Source organism: Curtobacterium sp. NPDC086286, from assembly GCF_044746255.1.
In the GTDB taxonomy this organism is placed as follows: domain Bacteria; phylum Actinomycetota; class Actinomycetes; order Actinomycetales; family Microbacteriaceae; genus Curtobacterium.
Map to the genome: position 1 here is coordinate 382,875 of NZ_JBIVBW010000002.1, position 18,310 is coordinate 401,184.

Genomic DNA, 18,310 nt, shown 5'->3' on the forward strand with positions numbered 1-18,310 from the left:
GGGGGGGGGTGCCCGCCCCCCTTTTTTTTGGCGCCCTGTTTTTCGGCCGCCGCGCGCCCCCCCCCCCCCCCCCGGGCGGGGGGGGGGGGGGGGGGCCCGCGCGGGGGGGGGGGGGGGGGGCCCCCCCCCCCCCCCCCCCCGACGCGACGGCGGCGTCGAGACCCGCACCGCGCCTCCTGGACCGGATCGCGTCACACGGCGCGACCCGGCGGCCGGATCAGGCGCGTCGCCGACGCGCCGCCGTCCAGATGCCGAGTCCCGCGACGAGGACGAGCGCGCTCCCGACGGCGAGCGGCAGCAGCTCCGCGCCGGTGTAGGCGAGCGCGCCGACGTCCGAGCCGGTGTCGCGCCCGTCCGCCGCGTCCGGGGAGCGGTCGGCACCGGGCTGCGCGGCGTCCGTGGACCCCACGACGACACCCGGTGTCGCGCTGCTGTCACCCGGTCGGCCCGAGCCGGACGACTGTCCGCCGTCGGCTTCGCCGGTCACGTCGCCCGGCACGGTGGCGACGGTCACCGGCACGGACACCGACGAGGCCGCCGACGACACCCGCTGCGGCTCACCCGCGGGGAGGGCGCTCGCCGTGGCCTCGTTGGTGATCGCGGGCGTCGCCGCGTCCTCGGTCGTGGCGGTGTAGCGGACCGAGCACGAGGTGGTCTCGGCCGGCCGCAGGTCGGTCGCCGCGCACCGGACGGGTCCGAGCAGGCCCGTGCCCGAGAAGCGGCCCTCGTCGATCGTGAGGCCGGACAGTGCCGCGTCGCCGGTGTTCTCGACGTCGAACGAGTAGACGAGGGTCTGCCCGGCGCCGGTCACCGACGCACGATCGGCGTGCTTCGTCATCGCGAGCGACGGGCGCTGCGCCGCGGAGGTCACCGTGGTGGAGTTCGACGCGGGTGCCGTGTCCAGGTCGGCTCCGGAGACGAGCGCGGTCGCGGTGAGGTCGGCGTCGCGGTCGGACGGGGTCGTCGCGCGCACCACGATCGGCTGGGCCGATGCGCCGGCGGCGAGCACGGCGTCGGCGGTGCCGTTCGGCGTGGTCAGCGCCGCGAACGTCGGCACGGTGCCGCTGGGGGCGAGGGTCGAACCCGCAGGTGCGACCGTGCAGGTGACCGTGGTCCCGGCGACGGTGCACCCGTCGGGCGCGACGATGTCCGTGACGCCGGCCGGGAGTTCGGCCGTCAGCACGTACCCGTGCGAGACGTTCGCGCCGTCGTTGCGCACCGAGAACGTCCACTCGGCGGTCCCCGCCGCGGGCAGGAGCGCCGGGGCGGACGCCTCGGCGACGAGGTCGGTCGTCGGCAGCAGGACCTGCACGGCGACGCCCTGGAAGGTCGACAGCGCGTTGGTCGGACCGCCGTAGTTCACCATCGCCCGGAACGCGTTGTCGAGGTGCAGGGACTGGACGACCCCGTGCACCTGCAGGTACATCGCGCCGCCGATCGGCGGGTCGCAGGCGGACGCGGCGGACTGTGCGGGCCGGGTGATGGTGTCGCCCTCGAGCGTCCAGCCGTTCGGCGAGGTCAGCAGGCTGAGCCGAGCGGCGTCGGTCGGTGCGCCGTCGATCCCGGAGACGGCGACGTCGTACCAGTCGAACGTGCACCGGCCGGCGGTGGAGCTGTTCGCCCCGCCCGACGCCGAGAGTCGGAGCACCGGGTCGACGACCGGGGCCGGGAACGTGATGTCGCTGCCGTACGTCGCACACGTGACCGGCGTGCGGTCCGGAGCGCCGGAGAGGCAGTTCGCAGCCGCACCCACGGCAGCGGCGGTGGGCCGGAGCTGCAGCGAGCCGACCGTCGCCGCGAGCGACCCTGCTCCGGCGACCGACACGGCCTGTGCGGGGTCCTGGTTGACGGCGACGACGTCGCCGAGGCCGGCGAGGTCCCCGGGCAGGGTGGTCGTCGCGCGTTGGCCGTCGACGGTCCAGGTGTCGGCCCGGAGGTGGTCGACCGGGTCGGCGATCGCCGCGGGGGCGATGACGAGGGTGCTCACGACGATGCCGCCGCCGGCGGCGATGGTCGCGGCTCGGCGGAGGCGGGCGCGTGTCCGCGCGGGCGGGTTGGTGTCGGTCAAGGCGGCTCCTGGGGCTGATCCGTGCCAGTCGGGATCGACTGACCGGCAAGATCTTTCCAGTGACCAACTGATATGGCAAGTGTTTGCATACATACGGATGGCAGACGGGAGGCGCGGTGCGGGTCCGACCCGCACCGCGCCTCCTGGACCGCCGGCGTCGCTCAGCCGAGCGCGGCCGTGTCCGGCGACCCCGTCGCGAGCGCGCTGCGCACCGACCCCCACGACGCGAGTCGCTCGCGGATGGCTTCGTCCTGCTCGACCTCGAGCGCCGTGGCGTGGGCCTGCTCGAGCACCTCGTCGATGACGATGCGCCGCCCCGTGCGGGCGGACGCGATCGCGGCGTCCACCATCGTGAGGCTCATCACGTTGCCGTGCACCTCGCCGTCGGGGCGCTCGCCGGAGCGGACCGCACGGACGAAGGACGCGAGTGCGCCGGCGATCTCGTTGCCGACGCTCGGGGCCGCGTCCGGTGCGCCCGGCGTGCCGTCGAGGTCGCTCCACGGGTCGTGGTCGCCGTCCCACAGCGCCGTGCCCGCGGGGCCGGAGGCGCGCCAGTCGCCGTTCCACGAGGTCTCGGCACCCGGTGCGCACCACGAGCCGTCGTACACGTAGCGGACGTCGTCCTCGAACGTGAAGACCGCGGCGGCCGCGGCGTCGCCCCGGTACCAGGACCACGACGGGTTCCACGACTCGCAGTACACCGACACCGGGTCCCGCTCGAGCACGTAGCGCGCGGAGTCGAACGCGTGGATCGCCATGTCGAGCAGGAGGACGTCGTCCATCTCCTCGCGGAAGCCGCCGAAGTGCGGGGCCTTGGCGAAGCGCGTGCTCAGCCCGCCGACGCCCCCGAGCCCACGGACGTGCTGCCGGAAGGCGACGAGGTGGTCGTTGTACCGCCGGGACTGCGACACCATGAACAGCTTGCCGGTGGCCTCGGCGGCGGCCGCGAGCGACAGTGCCTCGGCGACCGTCTGCGCCGCGGGCTTCTCGCCCAGGACGGGGAGTCCGGCGCGGAGGGCCTCGAGCGTGACGGGGTGGTGCGCGACCGGGACGGTGATGTCGAGGACGGCCTCGGCACCGGTCTCGGTGGCGAGGGCGGTGAGGTCGGTGCCGACGGGGATCGTCGGGTCGCCGGCGACCGCGGCTCCGGCCCGGGCGGCGTCGAGGTCGAGGTCGACGATGCCGACCAGCTCGACGTCCGGGTCGGCCGCGACGGTGGCGAGCCAGGCGCGGCCCATGCCGCCGGCGCCGACCTGCACGACGCGGAGGGTCATGCCTGTGCCCCTTCGTGCTCCTCGACCGGTGCGTCGTCGAACGGGCCGCGGTAGTGCTGGCCGTCGAAGTACTCGCCGAGGTCGTACCGGCGCAGCGTCGGGATCTCCCGCTCACGCTCCGGCCGCGCCCACTCGGTGGCGTTCGCGATCACGCGTCGGACGTCCTTGTGGTGGTACACGGGGAAGTCCTGGTCGCCGGGGGAGAAGTAGAAGATCTTCCCGAGACCGCGGCGGTAGGTCATGCCGCTCCGGAACACCTCGCCGCCGGTGAAGCCCGAGATGAACACGAGCTCGTCGGGGGTCGGGACGTCGAAGTACTCGCCGTACATCTCCTGCTCGGGGATGACGATCGGGTTCGGGACGCCGCGCGTGATGGGGTGCTGCGGGTTCACGGTCCAGACGAGCTCCTGGTCGTGCTCGCTGCGCCACCGGAGCGTGCAGGTCGTGCCCATCAGCTTCCCGAAGATCTTCGACCAGTGGCCGGAGTGCAGCACGACGAGGCCCATGCCGGACAGGACGTGCTTGTGCACGCGGTCGACGACGGCGTCGTCCACGTCCTGGTGCGCGGCGTGGCCCCACCAGGTGAGGACGTCGGTCTGGGCGAGGACCTCGTCGGTGAGGCCGTGCTCGGGCTCCTGCATCGTGGCGGTGCGGACGACGGCGTCCGGCAGGTTCTCGCGGATGCCGTCGGCGATGGCGCCGTGCATGCCGTCGGGGTACCGCTCGGCGACGTGCTGCTCGACCTGCTCGTGGACGTTCTCGCCCCAGACGGTGATGCGCAGCGGGGTGGTGGTCATGGTGTGCCTTTCTGGCTGGGGTTCGTGGTCGTCGCCGGCCGCCCGGCGTGGGCTGCCGTCACTTGACGGCGCCGCCGAGTGCGCCGGCGGAGATGTACCGCTGGGCGACGATGAGCAGCACGGCCGCCGGCAGCGACGCGAGGACCGACGTCGCCATGACGGGCCCCCAGTCGGTGACGTTCGAACCGATGTAGTTGTAGATGCCGAGCGTGATCGGCCGGACCGCGGTCGTCGACGTCAGGGTGAGCGCGATGAGGAAGTCACCCCAGGCGCCGAGGAACGTGAACAGCGCCGCCGTGACGATGGCGTTCCGGCTGATGGGCAGGACGATCGAGACGAACGCCCGGAAGTCGTTCGCCCCGTCGACGAGCGCGGCCTCGACCAGGCTCGGCGGGATCGACTCCATGAACGCACGCATGAGCAGCACGGCGAACGGCACCTGGACGGCAGTGTCGGCCAGGATCAGCCCGATGTAGCTGTTCAGCAGCCCGACGTTGTTGAACAGCGTGTAGAGCGCGTTCGCGATGACGATCGCCGGGATCATCTGCGTGATGAGCAGCACGAGCAGGAACACCCGGGTGCCGCGCATCTTGAACCGAGCCAGCCCGTAGGCGGCCGGGGTCGCGATCGCCAGGGTCAGCACGACGGTGCCGAGGCCGATGATCATGCTCGACAGGAAGTTCTGCCCCTGCTGGGCGAACGCCGTCTCGTACCCGCGGAAGGTGGGGGAGAACGGGAACCAGGTCGCGGTGGCGGCCCCGGACGTGGCCTGCAGGCTCGTGTTCACCATCCAGTAGACGGGGAACACCATGATCGCGAGGAACACGCAGCCGAGGATCGTGAGCGGGATGCCCTTGACGCCGCGCTTCGGTCCGGGGACCCGTGCACTGCGCTTCGTGGTGATCGCCCGGGTGGCGGTGACGGTCTGGTTCGCGAGTCCGACGCTCATTCGTCGACCGCCTTCCTGGAGATCGCGATGTAGACCATCGCGAAGACGAACGAGACGACGATGAGCACGTTGCTCACGGCGGCTCCGATGCCGAACTGGAAGTTGATGAAGGACTGGTGGTAGGCGTTCGTGGCCAGGGTCTGCGTGGAGTTCGCCGGGCCGCCACCGGTGAGGCCGAGGATGATGTCCACGACCTTCAGCGTGTAGACGACCCCGAGCACGATCACGACGCTCACCACGCTCCGGATGCTCGGCCAGGTGATGTACCAGAACGCCTTGAAGCCCGTGGCGCCGTCGAGCGCGCCGGCCTCGTACAGCTCCGGCGGCACGGACTGCAGCCCGCTGTAGAGGATCGTCGTGTTGAAGGGGATGCCGAGCCAGACGTTCACGCCGATGACGGCGATGAGGGCGAGGCTCGGGCTGACCAGCCACGGCACCGGGGCGATGCCGACCACGCCGAGGAGCTGGTTGAGCGCGCCGCTGTCCTGGTCGAGGAGCCACTTCCAGACCGCGCTGGACGCGATCAGCGGGAGCAGCCACGGCAGGAGGAGGAGTCCGCGCAGGAACCCCGACAGCGGGAAGTGCCGCCGGAAGAACAGTGCGAGGGCGAGGCCGATCACGAACTGCAGGATGATCGAGCCGGCGGTGAACAGCGCGGTGTTCACGACGCTCGTCGCGAAGACCGAGCTCTGGAACACCTGGATGTAGTTGCCGAGCCCGACCCACGGGGCCTCGCCCGTGAAGAAGGTCTTGGTCGTGTAGTCCTGGAAGGACATGATGATGTTCTTCACGACCGGGTAGCCGAAGAACACGGCCACGAAGAGTGCGGCCGGGATGACGAAGAGCCATCGGGTGATCCCGATCCGCATGCGTGCGCGGCGCTGGCCGGGTCGTGGTGGTGGGACGGACGCCTGGGTCCGTGGTCGGGTCTGTGTCGTGGCGCTCATGCCGGAACCGCTCCTTCCGAGGGTGGGGAGGGAGCCGGCCGGGTGGCCGGCTCCCTCGTGCACTACTGGCTCTGGGACTGCGCCTGCTCGAGCGCTGCCTCGGGGTCGGCCTTGCCCGTCAGGGCGAGCTGGACGGCGGTGTAGATCTTCGTCGCGGCCTTGGGCCAGTCCGGTCCGAGCTCACCGGTGCGGGCCCGGGCGGTCTTCACGGTCGTGACGAACGAGGCCACCTGCGGGTGGTCGGACGCCCATGCGGCGCCGGCCTCGAGGTTCGTCGGCACGTTGCCGCTCACCTCGGCGAGGGCCTTCTGCGTCTTCTCCGAGTGGAGGCAGCCGACGAACTTGGCGGCGAGCTGCATCTTGTCCTTGTCGCCGGTCTGCGGGACGGTGAACGCCTCGCCGCCGAGCGGTGCGACGGTCTCCGAGCCGGTGCGGGTCGGGATCGGGACGCTGTCGAACTCGAGGCCCTTCTTCGCGTTCAGGGCGGGCAGCTGCCACGGGCCGTTGATCATCATCGCGGCCTTGCCAGCGAGGAACTGGCTGTTCACGTCGGCCTGGGCCCAGTTGATCGAGCTCTTCGACATCGAGCCGTCGTTCTGCAGGTCCTCGACGAGCTGCAGGGCCTGCGCGGCCTCGGGCGTCGCGATGTCCTTCTCGTCACCGCCGTTCGACCAGAAGAACGGCAGGAACTGCCAGGTGCCCTCGTAGGTGTTGATGTTGCTCATCGCGAAGCCGTACGTGGACCCGGAGGTGAGCTTCTTCGCGGCGGCCTTCAGCTCGTCCCAGGTCTTGGGCGGCTGCACACCGGCGTCCGCCAGCAGCTTCTTGTTGTAGTAGAGCGCGATGGAGTTCGTGTTCGACTGCAGGCCGTAGAGCTTGCCCTTGTAGGTGCTCGCCGCCTTCACGCCGGGGACGTCGCCCTCGGCGCTGAGGCCGTAGTCGCTGAGGTCGGAGAGTGCCCCGGAGGCGGCGATCTGCTGCACGTCGGGGTTGTCGAGCATGAGCACGTCGGGCAGGGTCCGCGAGGATGCCTGCTGCAGCACCTTCGAGATCAGACCGGCACCGGCGACGTGGTTGATCGTGACCGTCGCGTCGACCTCCTTCGCGCACTGCTTGTACACGGGGTTGTAGGTCGCGTCGTAGTAGTCCTCGATCGTCAGGGCCTTGCTCCCGCCGGACGAGGCCGATCCGGAACCGGAGCACCCGGTGAGGACCAGGGGGATCGTGGCGAGCACGGCGACCGCGCCGACGAGGGCGCGGGTCCGGCGCGACGTGGAGGGGAATCTTTGCTTCATTGCAGAGCTCTTCTCTTGACGGATGCAGGGGGCAGGCGCGCAACCACGAATCCGCTGACGTCATCGTCGCTGTGTTCCTTGGGGCGAGAAGCTAACAGAAAAGCGCTTCACCTGTAAAGCGCTTTTTTCGCATCCCGGACGGTAGGCTGAGCGGCATGGCCACGATGCAGCAGGTCGCCGATCGGGCGGGTGTGTCGATCGCCACCGTGTCCTTCGTCGTGAACGGCACGAAGTACGTCACCCCCGCGACGACCGCCCGCGTGCAGGCGGCGATGCGCGAGCTGAAGTTCCGCGGCAACGTCGTCGCCCGGGCGCTCGCGAGCCGCCGCACCCGGATCATCGCGCTGCTGTTCCCGACCACCGGCAACCGCTTCAGCCCGACCACCTCGCAGTTCTTCATGAGCGCTGCCGAGCGGGCGTCCGAGCGCGGCTACCACCTCGTGCTCTGGCCGGTCGACCCCGCCGGCGACGACCTCGACGACCTCGTCTCCGGGGGGCTCGTCGACGGTGTGATCCTCATGGAGGTGCGGATGGACGACCCCCGCGTCGCCGTCCTCACCGCGCTCGACGTCCCGTTCACGCTCATCGGCCGCACCCGGGACAGCAGTGGTCTGCCGTTCGTCGACATCGACTTCGAGACCACGATCGAGTCGAGCATCGACCACCTGCAGTCCCTCGGGCACCGGCGGTTCGCGCTCGTGCTCGAGGACCTCGAGGGCACGCCGATGGCCGGCTACGCGCCGCACCTCCGCGCCGAGTCCACCTTCCGGCAGGTGACGGCCGCGCGTGGGCTCGGCGGCACCGTGGTCACCGCGGGTCCGGGGAGCGACGGCGGGCGTGCCGCGGCGAGCGAGATGCTCGCGCTCGACCCCGGCGTGACCGCCGTGCTCGTGATGAAGGACGACTCCTCCGCCGGGCTGCTCGTCGGCCTGTACGCGGCCGGGCGCCGGGTACCGGAGGACGTCTCGGTGCTCAGCATCGCCTCGTCCGAGGCCAACGCCGACCAGCACTACCCGCGGCTGTCGACGATGGTGGCTCCGGGGCGCGAACTCGGGACCCGTGCGGCGGACGCGCTCATCGACCAGCTCGACGGGAAGTCCGACGAGCTGCCGCACTTCCTGCTGCCGTGCACCCTCCGCACGGCCGAGTCGACGGCGCCCGCGCCCGACTGACCGGCGCGGCGGCCGCCCGGCGGGTGGGGTTTCGCGCTGGGCGACAGTTCACGCGCGGCGGAACCCGTGAACTGTCGCCCAGCGCGAAGGGTCGCGTCGGCGCGCGCGGACGCGCCCACCCGACGGACGGGAGGCGCGGGTCGGCCCCGCACCGCGCCTCCCGTCCGACCCGCGCGCGCCACCGCACCCACCGGGCACCCAGGGTGCGTTGGTTGTGTGGACGTACAGGTTCGCACCAGGGGACGTCGAGGAGGACGGGATGGCGATCGACCGCAGGATGTTCCTGCTCGGGGGAGCGGGGGTGCTGCTGCTCGCCGGCTGCTCCACCCGACCCGAGCGCACCACGGTCCAGGAGTGGCCGACCGACCCTCCCGAGGGTGACGTCACGATCAGCTGGTGGGCGGGGCAGGTGGCCTCGAAGGACGGCGGCGACCTGCGGCGTCGGCTCATCGCCGAGTTCCAGAAGGAGCACCCGAACATCCGGGTGCGCATCGTGAGCGCCCCGAGCGACACCGACACGAACCGCACCAGCCTGACGACCCAGATCGCCGCGGGCAGCAGCACCCCGGACGTCTACCTCGGGGACGTCGCGTGGCCCGGGCAGTTCGCGAAGAACAAGCTCGCGACCCCGGTGAACGAGCTCGTCGGCGCGGACTTCTTCGACCAGTTCCCCGAGGGGCTCCGGCAGGCCGCGAGCGTCGACGGCACGTACTACATGTTCCCGCTCTACATCGACGAGTCGTTCTTCCTGTACCGGAAGGACCTGCTCGCCAAGCACTCCCTGCAGGTCCCGAGGTCGTGGGAGGAAGTGCGCGAGACCGCGGCGAAGCTCGTCGACACCGGCGACGTCAGCTACGGGTTCGCGTTCCAGGGCGACGTGTACGAGGGACTCACCTGCAACGTCACCGAGTTCGTCGCGGACGCCGGCGGCTCGCTGCTCAACGACGACCTGACGAGACCCGAGACCACGAGCTCGGAGACGAAGCGCGCGTTCGAGTTCATGCGCTCCCTCATCACCGACGGCGCCAGCCCACGCGCCACCCTGACGTACCAGGAGCAGGACACGAACGACGCGTTCTCGGGCGGCCGAGCGGCGTTCCTCCGCAACTGGTCGTACGCGTGGGGCATCGCGAACGGGCCGGACAGCCAGGTCGCCGGCAAGGTCGGACTCGCGGCGCGGCCGACCTTCGACGGGCAGGACGAGCACCACTCGACCATCGGCGGGTGGGGCAACTACATCAACCCGCACACGCAGCAGCCGGCAGCAGCGCTGACGTTCGCGAGCTGGATGTCGAGCGAGACGGCGCAGCAGTTCCTCACCCGCGAGGGCGGGGTCCTGCCGGCCCGGAGCGAGTCGCTCACGAGCCAGGACGCGAAGCGCCAGCAGCGACCGACGTACGACACCGCCGCGGGCATCACGCTCGTGCCCCGTCCGACGTCGACGGCCTACTACCCGAAGGTCTCGCAGGGCGTCTACCAGAACGGCAACAGCATCCTCGGCGGCCAGGCGTCCGTCGACGGCGGCACGAGCACGATGGCGTCGGCCATCGCGCTGGCCCTGAAGGGTGAGGCACTGTGAGCGCCGGCACCGTGACGCGGTCGTCGACCCGTCCAGGAGGCGCGGGTCGCCTCGACCCGCCGCCCCGCCTCAGCGGGCGGTCGCGTCTCGACCGCATCCGTGCGCGGGGCGCGTGGGGCTTCGCGGCCCCGGCGCTCCTCGTCGTCGCAGCGGTGACGATCTTCCCGGTGGTCTACTCGATCGTCCTGAGCTTCGCGGACGTCGAGGTCGGCTACGAGGGGTTCACGATCCGGTCGTTCGGCCTCGGCAACTACGCGGCCCTGCTGCAGAGCGCGGACTGGTACCGGGCGCTCGGGTTCACCGTGCTGTACACGGTCGTGACGGTGTTCGTCGAGCTCGTGCTCGGCATGCTCGTGGCCCTCGTGCTCGAGCGGCTCGGGGCGACCCGGGGCTGGATGCTGGCGCTGATGCTCATCCCGTGGTCGCTCGTCACGATCGTGAACGCGCAGCTCTGGAAGTACATCTACGACTCGACGTACGGTGTCGCGACCTGGTTCTTCGGGCTCTTCGGCGAGGCCCCGGTGATCCTCGGCGAACCGGTGCCCGCGATCACCGGGCTGATGGTCGCGGACATCTGGAAGACGACGCCGTTCGTGGCGATCATCCTGCTCGCGGGGCTCGTGCAGATCTCCGAGGACCACTACGAGGCGGCCGAGCTCGACGGCGCGAGCACCTGGCAGACGTTCTGGCGGGTGGTGCTCCCGCAGCTCACGCCGACCCTGACGATCGCGGTGCTGTTCCGCATCCTGCAGGCGTTCGGCGTGTTCGACCTGCCGTTCGTGCTGACGAACGGCGGTCCGGGCACCGCCACCCAGTCGCTCGCGATCATGGGCTACAAGGTGCTCTTCCAGGACATCAACATCGGCCCCGGTGCGGCGATCGCGACGTCGACGGCGATCATCGTCGCGGCGGGGTGTCTGCTGTTCCTCCGGGCGTTCCGGAACCAGGCGAAGGGAGGGGATGCCTGATGCCCCGTCAACGCGTCCGCAAGGGCTGGCGGAAGTGGGTCAACACCGTCAACGTCAGTGGTGTCGTCATCGCGGTGCTCACCGCGCTGCCGCTGTACTGGCTCGTGTCGACGTCGCTCAAGCCGGCGTCCGAGATCGGGCAGTCGCCGCCCACCGCCTTCCCGCAGTCGTTCACCCTCGACAACTTCGTGGTGGCCTTCCGCGACAACGCGCTCGGTCAGTACATGGTGAACAGCGTCATCGTGTCGGTGTCGACGACGGTGATCGTGCTCGCGCTGTCGTTCCTCGCCGGCTACGCGCTCGCCGGGCGGTGGATCCGCGGGCGGACGGCGATCATGACCTCGTTGCTCATGCTCTCGGTGTTCCCGGCGATCGCCGTGCTGACCCCGCTGTACCTGCTCGAGCGGAACCTCGGGCTGCTCAACTCCTACCCGGGGCTGATCGTGCCGTACGTGGCGTTCAACCTGCCCTTCGCGATCTGGATCATGCGGAACTACCTCGTCGGGATCCCCTCGACGATCGAGGAGGCCTCCGAGATCGACGGTGCCGGAGCCTGGCGCACGGTGCTCTCCGTGATCCTGCCGATGGCGAAGCCCGGGCTCTTCACGGTCGGGGTGTTCACGTTCACGGCGTCGTGGAGCGAGTTCCTGATGGCGCTGACGTTCAACAGCGAGAACTCGTTCCGGACGATCCCGGTCGGGATCGCCCTGTTCGGGACACAGTTCACCGTGCCGTTCGCCCAGATCTTCGCGGCGAGCGTGGCGGCGACGGTGCCGATCGTCATCCTCGTGCTGGTGTTCCGCCGGTCGATCGTGTCCGGCCTGACGTCGGGCGCGGTGAAGGGCTGAGCCGGGCCCGGAACGGGACGGGAGGCGCGTGGCGGACCCGCCACGCGCCTCCCGTCCGATCGCGACCCGTCGTCAGCGGCGACGCGGGTCGCGGGCGGTGTCCGTGAAGAAGTCCTCGTAGAGGCCGGCACCGTCCTGCAGCTCGCCGTACTTCCACCGCTTGCGCATCCGACGGAACGTCTCGATGCGCACCGGGTCGACGCCCTGCTGGGATTCGTACTTGCCCATGGTTCCTCCCCGCTCGTGGTCGTACCCCCGATCGGGGGCATCCGATCGTGACGGTACGGGTGCGTGGCCCGTCCGTCCGGCAAGATAGGTAGGGAAGTTACCTAACTGCGCTTGGTGGACAAACGTTCGAGGTGCGTCCGCCCGCGCCCGTACTCTGCCGTCAAGGGGACGGGGCGCCGAACTCGAGCGCCTCGATGACCCGGTCGATGACCCGGACGTACTTCGCCCGCTCCCGTTCCGTGAAGGAGGACAACAGCTCGTGCAGATGCTCGTTCGTGCTGTCCATCGCCGTCGCGTAGGCACGCTCGGTCTCGGGGGTCAGCTCGATGTAACGACTCCGCCCGTCGTCCGGGTTCGGCACGCGGCACAGGTGCCCGGCACGCTCCAGTCGGTCGACGGTGCCGGTGACGGCCGGGCCGCTCAGGCCGAGGTGCGACGCGAGGTCCTTGACCCGCACCTTGCGTTCGGCGGCCTCGGCGCGGGCGACGAACTGCAGCACCGTCAGGTCCGAGCCGGAGACGTCCATCCGCTCGCGGAGTCGTCCCCGCAGCGCTCCCATCGCGGCTTCGAGCCGGGTGATGGCGGCCGTCAGGTCGATCTCACTCACGCGGTCGCCCCTTCGGTGCGCATCGGTTCCGCGCAACGATACGCCGCGCTCACCGGGACAGCGTATCCAGATAACGAGGGGGACCGCGGGATCTGGACATCCGAGCCGTGGGGGTGCGCATGGCCGACCCACTGACCGACGACTTCGCCGAGGGACAGACCACGACGCCGGCGACGGTCCGGTTCGAGGTGTCCGGCGGCCATCCGGACGACGCCGTGCGGGACCTCGGTGCGGTCTACGGCGGCACGCAGTGGGCCGCGCGGCTGACCGACGCGCCGTTCGACTACCGGTACACGGCGATCGGCGACGCCGAGGTGACCATCCGCCGGTCGCAGTTGCGCGGCGCCCTCTCCGGGGTGGTGCCGGCCGGTGGCGACTACGTCGTGACGTGGATCAGCTCCGGCACCGCCGAGATCGAACGGCTGGGGGAGCGGTACGCCCTGCCGCTCGACGCCCCGGCACTCTTCCCGCCGGACCACGACTACGCCTTCCGCACCGCGGACTACGACCAGCGGGTCGTGCACCTCGACCGAGCGTTCGTCCGCCGGGTCGCCGTGACGCGCACCGACGTCGGCGACCACGCGCTGCGCTTCGACGACCGGCACGTGCCGGGGTCCGAGACGGCGCGGCGCTGGCAGGGGGCGTTGACGGCGCTCGCACGGTCGCTGCGCGTCGGCGGCACGGACTCCGTCGCCTGGCAGACCGCCAAGGTCACCGCCGCCGAGGTCTTCCTCGACATGTTCCCGCCGAAGCTCGACGACCTGCCCGGGGTGCTCGGGCAACCGCGCAACGCCCGTCTCCGTGCGGCGGTCGAGTACGTCCACGACCACGCCGCGGAGCCCGTCACGATCGGCGACCTGTCGGCGGCGTCGGGGTTGAGCGTGCGCTCGGTGCAGGAGTCGTTCCGTCGGGTGTTCGACGTGTCCCCGCTGACGTACCTGCGGCAGGTGCGCCTCGACCGGGTGCGCGCCGAGCTGCTCGACGCCGATCCGCTCGCCGGGGCGGTCGGGGACGTCGCGCGCCGGTGGGGGTTCGCGCACCTCGGGCGGTTCTCGGCGGCGTACGCGGAGCGGTTCGGGGAGTACCCGAAGCAGACGCTGCGGCGCTGACGGTCGCGGTGGGGCGCTGACGGTGGGGTCCGCCGCGCGGTGTCAGCGGTCCGCGGGCGCCGGTCCGGTGCTCCGGCGCACGCGCAGGGTCGTCGGCAGCCGGACGTGGTCCGACGTCGGCTCGCCGCGCAGCATCGTGAGGAGCATCTCGACCGCCCGCGAGCCGAGCTCGACGAGGGGCTGTGCGACGGTGGTCAGCGGCGGCGTGGTGGTCGCGGCCTGGGGCACGTCGTCGAACCCGACCACCGACAGGTCCCCGGGCACGTGGAGTCCGAGTTCGGCTGCGGCGCGGAGCACACCCACCGCCGACGAGTCGTTCGCCGCGAACACCGCGGTCGGACGTTCCGGTCCGGCGAGCAGGTCGCGGGCGACCTCGGCCGAGCGGTCCTCCTGGTAGCCGCCGTCGCGGACCAGTGACTCGTCCACCGACAGGCCCGCTGCCGCCAGTGCGCGTCGGTATCCGGCCTCGCGCAGCTGTGCCGACGCCAGGTCCGGACGACCCCGGAGGTGCGCGATCCGGGTGTGCCCGAGCGCGACGAGGTGCTCGACGGCCTGGACGGCCCCGGCCTCGTTGTCGGAGTCGACGGTGGCGTGCCCCTCGGGGCCGGTGTGCGGGTCGATCGCCACGACCGGGATCGACGAACTCGAGAGCGCCGTGCTCGGGGTCACCACGATCGCGCCGTCGATGAGCGTGCCGGACAACCGCGAGAGCGACCGGCGTTCCCACCCCTTCTGCTCGGCACCGGTCACGAGCCCGGCGTAGGCGAGCAGTTCGTACCCGGTTCCGGTCGTGGCACCGGACACCCCGCGCAGGAGCTCGGTCGAGAACGGCTCGAACTCGGTGACGAGGATGCCGATGACGTTCGTCCGCGAGCTGCGGAGGCTGCGTGCGACGAGCGAGGTCTCGTAGCCGAGCTGCTCGACGACCTCCTGCACGCGCAGGATCGTCGCGGGGGCGACGCCGTCGCGTTGGTTGATCACCTTCGACACCGTGGGGATCGACACTCCGGCGGCGCGTGCGACGTCCGCGATGGTGACCCGGCCGGCTCCGGGACGCATGCCGAGAGCCGTGTCCATGTGCACACCGTACCGCTGAGCTGACGCTCGAATTGGTAAAGAAAACGTTATCGATATCGATTGACACGGCTCGATGGCACCTGGCACGCTCTCCGCAGCGGCAGTCGATGTCGCTGATTGTCAACGACGACACTTCAGGAGATCCACGATGACGAGGAAGATCCGTGCCACGGCAGCCATCGCGCTGATCGGGGCGACAGCACTGGTGGCCGCAGGCTGCTCGGCCGGCAGCGACGCCGCCGGGGGCGACAGCGGCGACGGGAAGGTCTCGATGACCTTCTGGAACAACTCGACGACCGGGCCGGGCAAGGCCTTCTGGCAGGACACCGTCAAGGCGTTCGAGGCGAAGAACCCGAACGTCACGATCAAGATCCAGGCCATCCAGAACGAGGACCTGGACGGCAAGCTCCAGACCGCCCTCAACTCGAACTCCGCCCCGGACGTGTTCTCGCAGCGCGGCGGCGGCAAGATGGCCGCGATGGTCAACGCCGGCCAGCTGCTGGACATCTCCGACTCGATCGGCTCCGGTGCCAAGAGCGGGATCAGCGACGGATCGTTCAAGGCCTTCGAACTGAACGGCAAGACCTGGGCGATGCCGACGAACGTCGACCCCGAGGGCATCTGGTACAGCCAGGACCTCTTCGAGGAGGCCGGTATCGAGGGCACGCCGACCACGATGGACGAGCTGAACGCCGACATCCAGAAGCTCAAGGACAAGGGCATCCAGCCGGTCGCCGTCGGTGCGAAGGACGCCTGGCCCGCGGCGCACTGGTACTACAACTTCGCACTGCGGGCCTGCTCGTCGAACGTGCTCAACAAGACCGCGCAGGACCTGAAGTTCGACAACAAGTGCTGGAAGCAGGCCGGTGAGGACACCAAGGCCTTCTTCGACACGAAGCCCTTCAACGACGGCTTCCTGACCACCTCGGCCCAGCAGGGTGCCGGCAGCTCCGCCGGTCTCGTCGCGAACCACAAGGCCGCGATGGAGCTCATGGGTGCCTGGGACCCGGGCGTGATCTCCTCGCTCACCCCGGACGGCAAGCCGCTGCAGGACCTCGGCTTCTTCCCGTTCCCGGAGGTCTCCGGCGGCAAGGGTGCGCCCGGCTCGATGATGGGCGCCGTGGGCGGGCTCTCCTGCTCGGCGAAGGCCCCGAAGAAGGCCTGCACCGACTTCCTCAACTTCGTCACCACGAAGAGCGTGCAGGAGAACTACTACAAGGCGTTCAACTCGATCCCCGCGAACAAGGACGCGCAGTCGGTCGTGACCGAGCCGTACCTGACCACGGTGCTCAAGGCGTACAACGACGCCCCGTTCGTCTCGAACTACCTCGACACGCTCTACGGCCAGAACGTCGGCAACGCGCTCAACACCAGCGTCGTCAACCTGCTCGCCGGCAAGGGGTCCGTCTCGGACATCGTGTCGACCGTCAACCAGGCCGCGGCGAAGGGCTGAGACACATGACCACCTCCGTCGCACCGCGCTCGAACGAAGCGCCGGCCGGGACGGGGCGTCGCACGGGCGGGGCCGACGGTTCGCCGTCGGCCCCGGCCCGCCGGGCCCGCAAGGGCACCGACGTCCGCACCCGGGTCGAGATCGCCGTCCTCGCCGGTCCGGCGGTGATCATGTTCGTCGGGTTCGTCATCCTGCCCGTCGCACTCGCCGCCTACTACGGCTTCTACAAGTGGCAGGGCTACGGCGCCCCGGTCGACTTCGTCGGCCTGCAGAACTACACGGTGATCTTCACCGACCCCGACTTCCGGGCGGTGCTCTGGCACAACCTGTTCATCGTCATCGGCTCGCTCGTCGTGCAGGGTCCGATCGCGATCGTGCTCGCGCTGCTGCTCAACCAGCGCATCCGCGGCCGCGGGCTCATCCGCGTCCTCATCTTCCTGCCGTACGTCATCTCCGAGGTCATCGTCGGCACCGGGTGGAGCCTCATGCTCCAGTCGAGCGGTGCCCTGAACGACCTGCTGCAGAGCATCGGTCTGGGCGGCCTGCGCAACGACTGGCTGTCGAACCCGGACATCGCGCTGTGGACCCTGCTCGGGATCATCTCGTGGAAGTACATCGGCTTCGCGGTGATCCTCTTCCTCGCCGGCCTGCAGAGCATCCCCGAGGAACTGTTCGAGGCCGCGCAGCTCGACGGCGCGAGCTACTGGCAGATCCAGCGACGCATCACGCTGCCGCTCCTCGGACCGACGCTCCGCATCTGGGCGTTCCTGTCGATCATCGGGTCGCTCCAGCTGTTCGACCTCGTCTACATCATCTGGGGGCAGTACATCGCCTCGACCGCCGGGACCTCGACGATGGCGACCTACATGGTCGGCAACGGCCGCCTGTCCGGCAACTACGGGTACGGCAACGCCGTCGCCGTGGTGATCTTCCTCATCTCGCTGGTCGTCGCCCTCGTCTACCAGCGGTTCGTCCTGCGCCGCGACACCGCCGGCGCCCTGACCGAGAAGAGCGACCGATGACCGCCACCGCCTCCATCGTCGCGCCGAAGCGCCGCCAGCGTGACACCGGACCCGTCCGGCGTGAGCGCAACCTCGGCACGTACTTCATCGCGCTGCTGTTCATCGCCGTGTGCATCGGGCCGGTCGCGTACATCGTGCTCGGCGGGTTCCGCACGAACTCGCAGATCACCGCGAGCCCGGCAGGGCTGCCGAACCCGTGGCAGATCGGCAACTACGTCAACGTCCTGACGAGCGGCGTGTTCTGGCAGCAGCTCGGCAACTCGGTGATCGCCGGCGTCACCACCACCCTCGGCGTGGTCGTGCTCGGCCTCATGGTGAGCTTCGTGCTCGCCCGGTACCGGTTCCGGGGGAGCGGCGCGCTCTACTCGCTGTTCGCGGCCGGTCTGATGTTCCCGATCACGGTCGCCATCACGCCGCTCTACATCCTCGTGAAGGACCTCGGCCTGACGAACAACCTGGCTGGTGTGATCCTCCCGCAGATCGCGTTCGCCCTGCCGACGACGGTCATCATCCTGGTGCCGTTCCTCCGGGCGATCCCGGACGAGCTCGAGGAGGCGGCCGCCATCGACGGCGCGAGCAAGCTCGGGTTCTTCTTCCGGATGGTCGTGCCGCTGTCGCTCCCCGGTGTCGTGACGGTCGGCATCCTCGCATTCATCGGCAGCTGGAACAGCTACCTCCTGCCGCTGTTCATCCTGAACGACGCGTCGACCTACACGCTGCCGCTCGGGGTCCAGGCGTTCGCGTCCCAGTACTCGGTCGACACCGCCCGGGTGCTCGCGTTCACCTCGCTCTCGATGATCCCGGCGCTCGTGTTCTTCGCGATCTTCCAGAAGCGCATCGTCGGCGGCCTGACCGGGGCGGTGAAGGGGTGACGGCGACGGACGCGACACGGACCGTCGGACGCGAGCCGCGCCTCC

At 70.3% G+C, this 18,310-nt stretch carries 17 protein-coding genes; 8 read left to right on the top strand and 9 right to left on the bottom strand.

Annotated features, from left to right (window positions below; genetic code table 11):
* Nucleotides 1-217: 217 nt before the first annotated feature.
* The 6 genes from ACIPKM_RS05315 to ACIPKM_RS05340 form a co-directional block, all read right to left on the bottom strand.
* Nucleotides 218-2,068 carry a hypothetical protein gene (locus ACIPKM_RS05315; protein ID WP_402736321.1) on the bottom strand — a complete coding sequence of 617 codons (1,851 nt, stop codon included), beginning with the start codon at nt 2,066-2,068 and terminating at the stop codon, nt 218-220.
* A gap of 161 nt (nt 2,069-2,229) precedes the next feature.
* Nucleotides 2,230-3,342, bottom strand: a complete 1,113-nt coding sequence (locus ACIPKM_RS05320) for a Gfo/Idh/MocA family protein (RefSeq protein WP_229086956.1) — start codon at nt 3,340-3,342, stop codon at nt 2,230-2,232.
* Nucleotides 3,339-4,139, bottom strand: coding sequence for a ThuA domain-containing protein (locus ACIPKM_RS05325; RefSeq protein WP_070416827.1), 801 nt, complete (start codon nt 4,137-4,139; stop codon nt 3,339-3,341). The genes ACIPKM_RS05320 and ACIPKM_RS05325 overlap by 4 nt, the downstream gene beginning before the upstream one ends.
* Before the next feature lie 58 nt (nt 4,140-4,197).
* Nucleotides 4,198-5,088, bottom strand: a complete 891-nt coding sequence (locus ACIPKM_RS05330; protein WP_402736322.1) for a carbohydrate ABC transporter permease — start codon at nt 5,086-5,088, stop codon at nt 4,198-4,200.
* Nucleotides 5,085-6,035 carry a carbohydrate ABC transporter permease gene (locus ACIPKM_RS05335; protein ID WP_374115124.1) on the bottom strand — a complete coding sequence of 317 codons (951 nt, stop codon included), beginning with the start codon at nt 6,033-6,035 and terminating at the stop codon, nt 5,085-5,087. The genes ACIPKM_RS05330 and ACIPKM_RS05335 overlap by 4 nt, the downstream gene beginning before the upstream one ends.
* 62 nt (nt 6,036-6,097) lie before the next feature.
* Complete coding sequence (locus ACIPKM_RS05340) at nt 6,098-7,330, bottom strand: extracellular solute-binding protein (protein ID WP_402736323.1); 1,233 nt, start codon at nt 7,328-7,330, stop codon at nt 6,098-6,100.
* A gap of 155 nt (nt 7,331-7,485) precedes the next feature.
* On the opposite strand from ACIPKM_RS05340, the gene ACIPKM_RS05345 reads away from it, so the two are divergent.
* The 4 genes from ACIPKM_RS05345 (at nt 7,486) to ACIPKM_RS05360 (ending at nt 11,897) form a co-directional block, all read left to right on the top strand.
* The gene (locus tag ACIPKM_RS05345) at nt 7,486-8,502 is read left to right on the top strand and encodes a LacI family DNA-binding transcriptional regulator (RefSeq protein ID WP_402736324.1); all 1,017 of its coding nucleotides are present in this window, start codon (nt 7,486-7,488) and stop codon (nt 8,500-8,502) included.
* Between the two features lie 259 nt (nt 8,503-8,761).
* Nucleotides 8,762-10,081 (top strand): ABC transporter substrate-binding protein, encoded by a 1,320-nt coding sequence (locus ACIPKM_RS05350; RefSeq protein ID WP_071303120.1) that lies wholly within the window; start codon nt 8,762-8,764, stop codon nt 10,079-10,081.
* Complete coding sequence (locus ACIPKM_RS05355) at nt 10,078-11,049, top strand: carbohydrate ABC transporter permease (RefSeq protein ID WP_175495965.1); 972 nt, start codon at nt 10,078-10,080, stop codon at nt 11,047-11,049. The genes ACIPKM_RS05350 and ACIPKM_RS05355 overlap by 4 nt, the downstream gene beginning before the upstream one ends.
* A complete protein-coding gene (locus tag ACIPKM_RS05360; RefSeq protein WP_083295042.1) occupies nt 11,049-11,897 on the top strand; it encodes a carbohydrate ABC transporter permease in 849 nt (282 codons plus the stop codon). The genes ACIPKM_RS05355 and ACIPKM_RS05360 overlap by 1 nt, the downstream gene beginning before the upstream one ends.
* 72 nt (nt 11,898-11,969) lie before the next feature.
* Here the strand turns inward: ACIPKM_RS05360 and ACIPKM_RS05365 are convergent, their stop codons facing one another.
* Together ACIPKM_RS05365 and ACIPKM_RS05370 are read right to left on the bottom strand one after the other, a co-directional pair.
* Complete coding sequence (locus ACIPKM_RS05365) at nt 11,970-12,125, bottom strand: hypothetical protein (protein ID WP_156794753.1); 156 nt, start codon at nt 12,123-12,125, stop codon at nt 11,970-11,972.
* Nucleotides 12,126-12,285: 160 nt separating this feature from the next.
* Complete coding sequence (locus tag ACIPKM_RS05370) at nt 12,286-12,732, bottom strand: MarR family winged helix-turn-helix transcriptional regulator (RefSeq protein WP_070416822.1); 447 nt, start codon at nt 12,730-12,732, stop codon at nt 12,286-12,288.
* 119 nt (nt 12,733-12,851) lie between these two features.
* On the opposite strand from ACIPKM_RS05370, the gene ACIPKM_RS05375 reads away from it, so the two are divergent.
* Nucleotides 12,852-13,841, top strand: a complete 990-nt coding sequence (locus tag ACIPKM_RS05375) for an AraC family transcriptional regulator (protein ID WP_261645700.1) — start codon at nt 12,852-12,854, stop codon at nt 13,839-13,841.
* Nucleotides 13,842-13,883: 42 nt separating this feature from the next.
* Here ACIPKM_RS05375 and ACIPKM_RS05380 read toward each other — a convergent pair whose 3' ends face one another.
* Complete coding sequence (locus ACIPKM_RS05380) at nt 13,884-14,918, bottom strand: LacI family DNA-binding transcriptional regulator (RefSeq protein ID WP_402736325.1); 1,035 nt, start codon at nt 14,916-14,918, stop codon at nt 13,884-13,886.
* Between the two features lie 148 nt (nt 14,919-15,066).
* On the opposite strand from ACIPKM_RS05380, the gene ACIPKM_RS05385 reads away from it, so the two are divergent.
* The 3 genes from ACIPKM_RS05385 to ACIPKM_RS05395 are packed head-to-tail and all read left to right on the top strand — an operon-like array spanning nt 15,067 to nt 18,265.
* Entirely contained in the window at nt 15,067-16,371 is a 1,305-nt protein-coding gene (locus tag ACIPKM_RS05385) for an ABC transporter substrate-binding protein (protein WP_229086973.1), read from the top strand.
* 5 nt (nt 16,372-16,376) lie between these two features.
* A complete protein-coding gene (locus ACIPKM_RS05390; RefSeq protein ID WP_309778796.1) occupies nt 16,377-17,393 on the top strand; it encodes a sugar ABC transporter permease in 1,017 nt (338 codons plus the stop codon).
* Nucleotides 17,390-18,265 (top strand): carbohydrate ABC transporter permease, encoded by an 876-nt coding sequence (locus ACIPKM_RS05395; protein WP_309778797.1) that lies wholly within the window; start codon nt 17,390-17,392, stop codon nt 18,263-18,265. The genes ACIPKM_RS05390 and ACIPKM_RS05395 overlap by 4 nt, the downstream gene beginning before the upstream one ends.
* Nucleotides 18,266-18,310 lie beyond the last annotated feature (45 nt).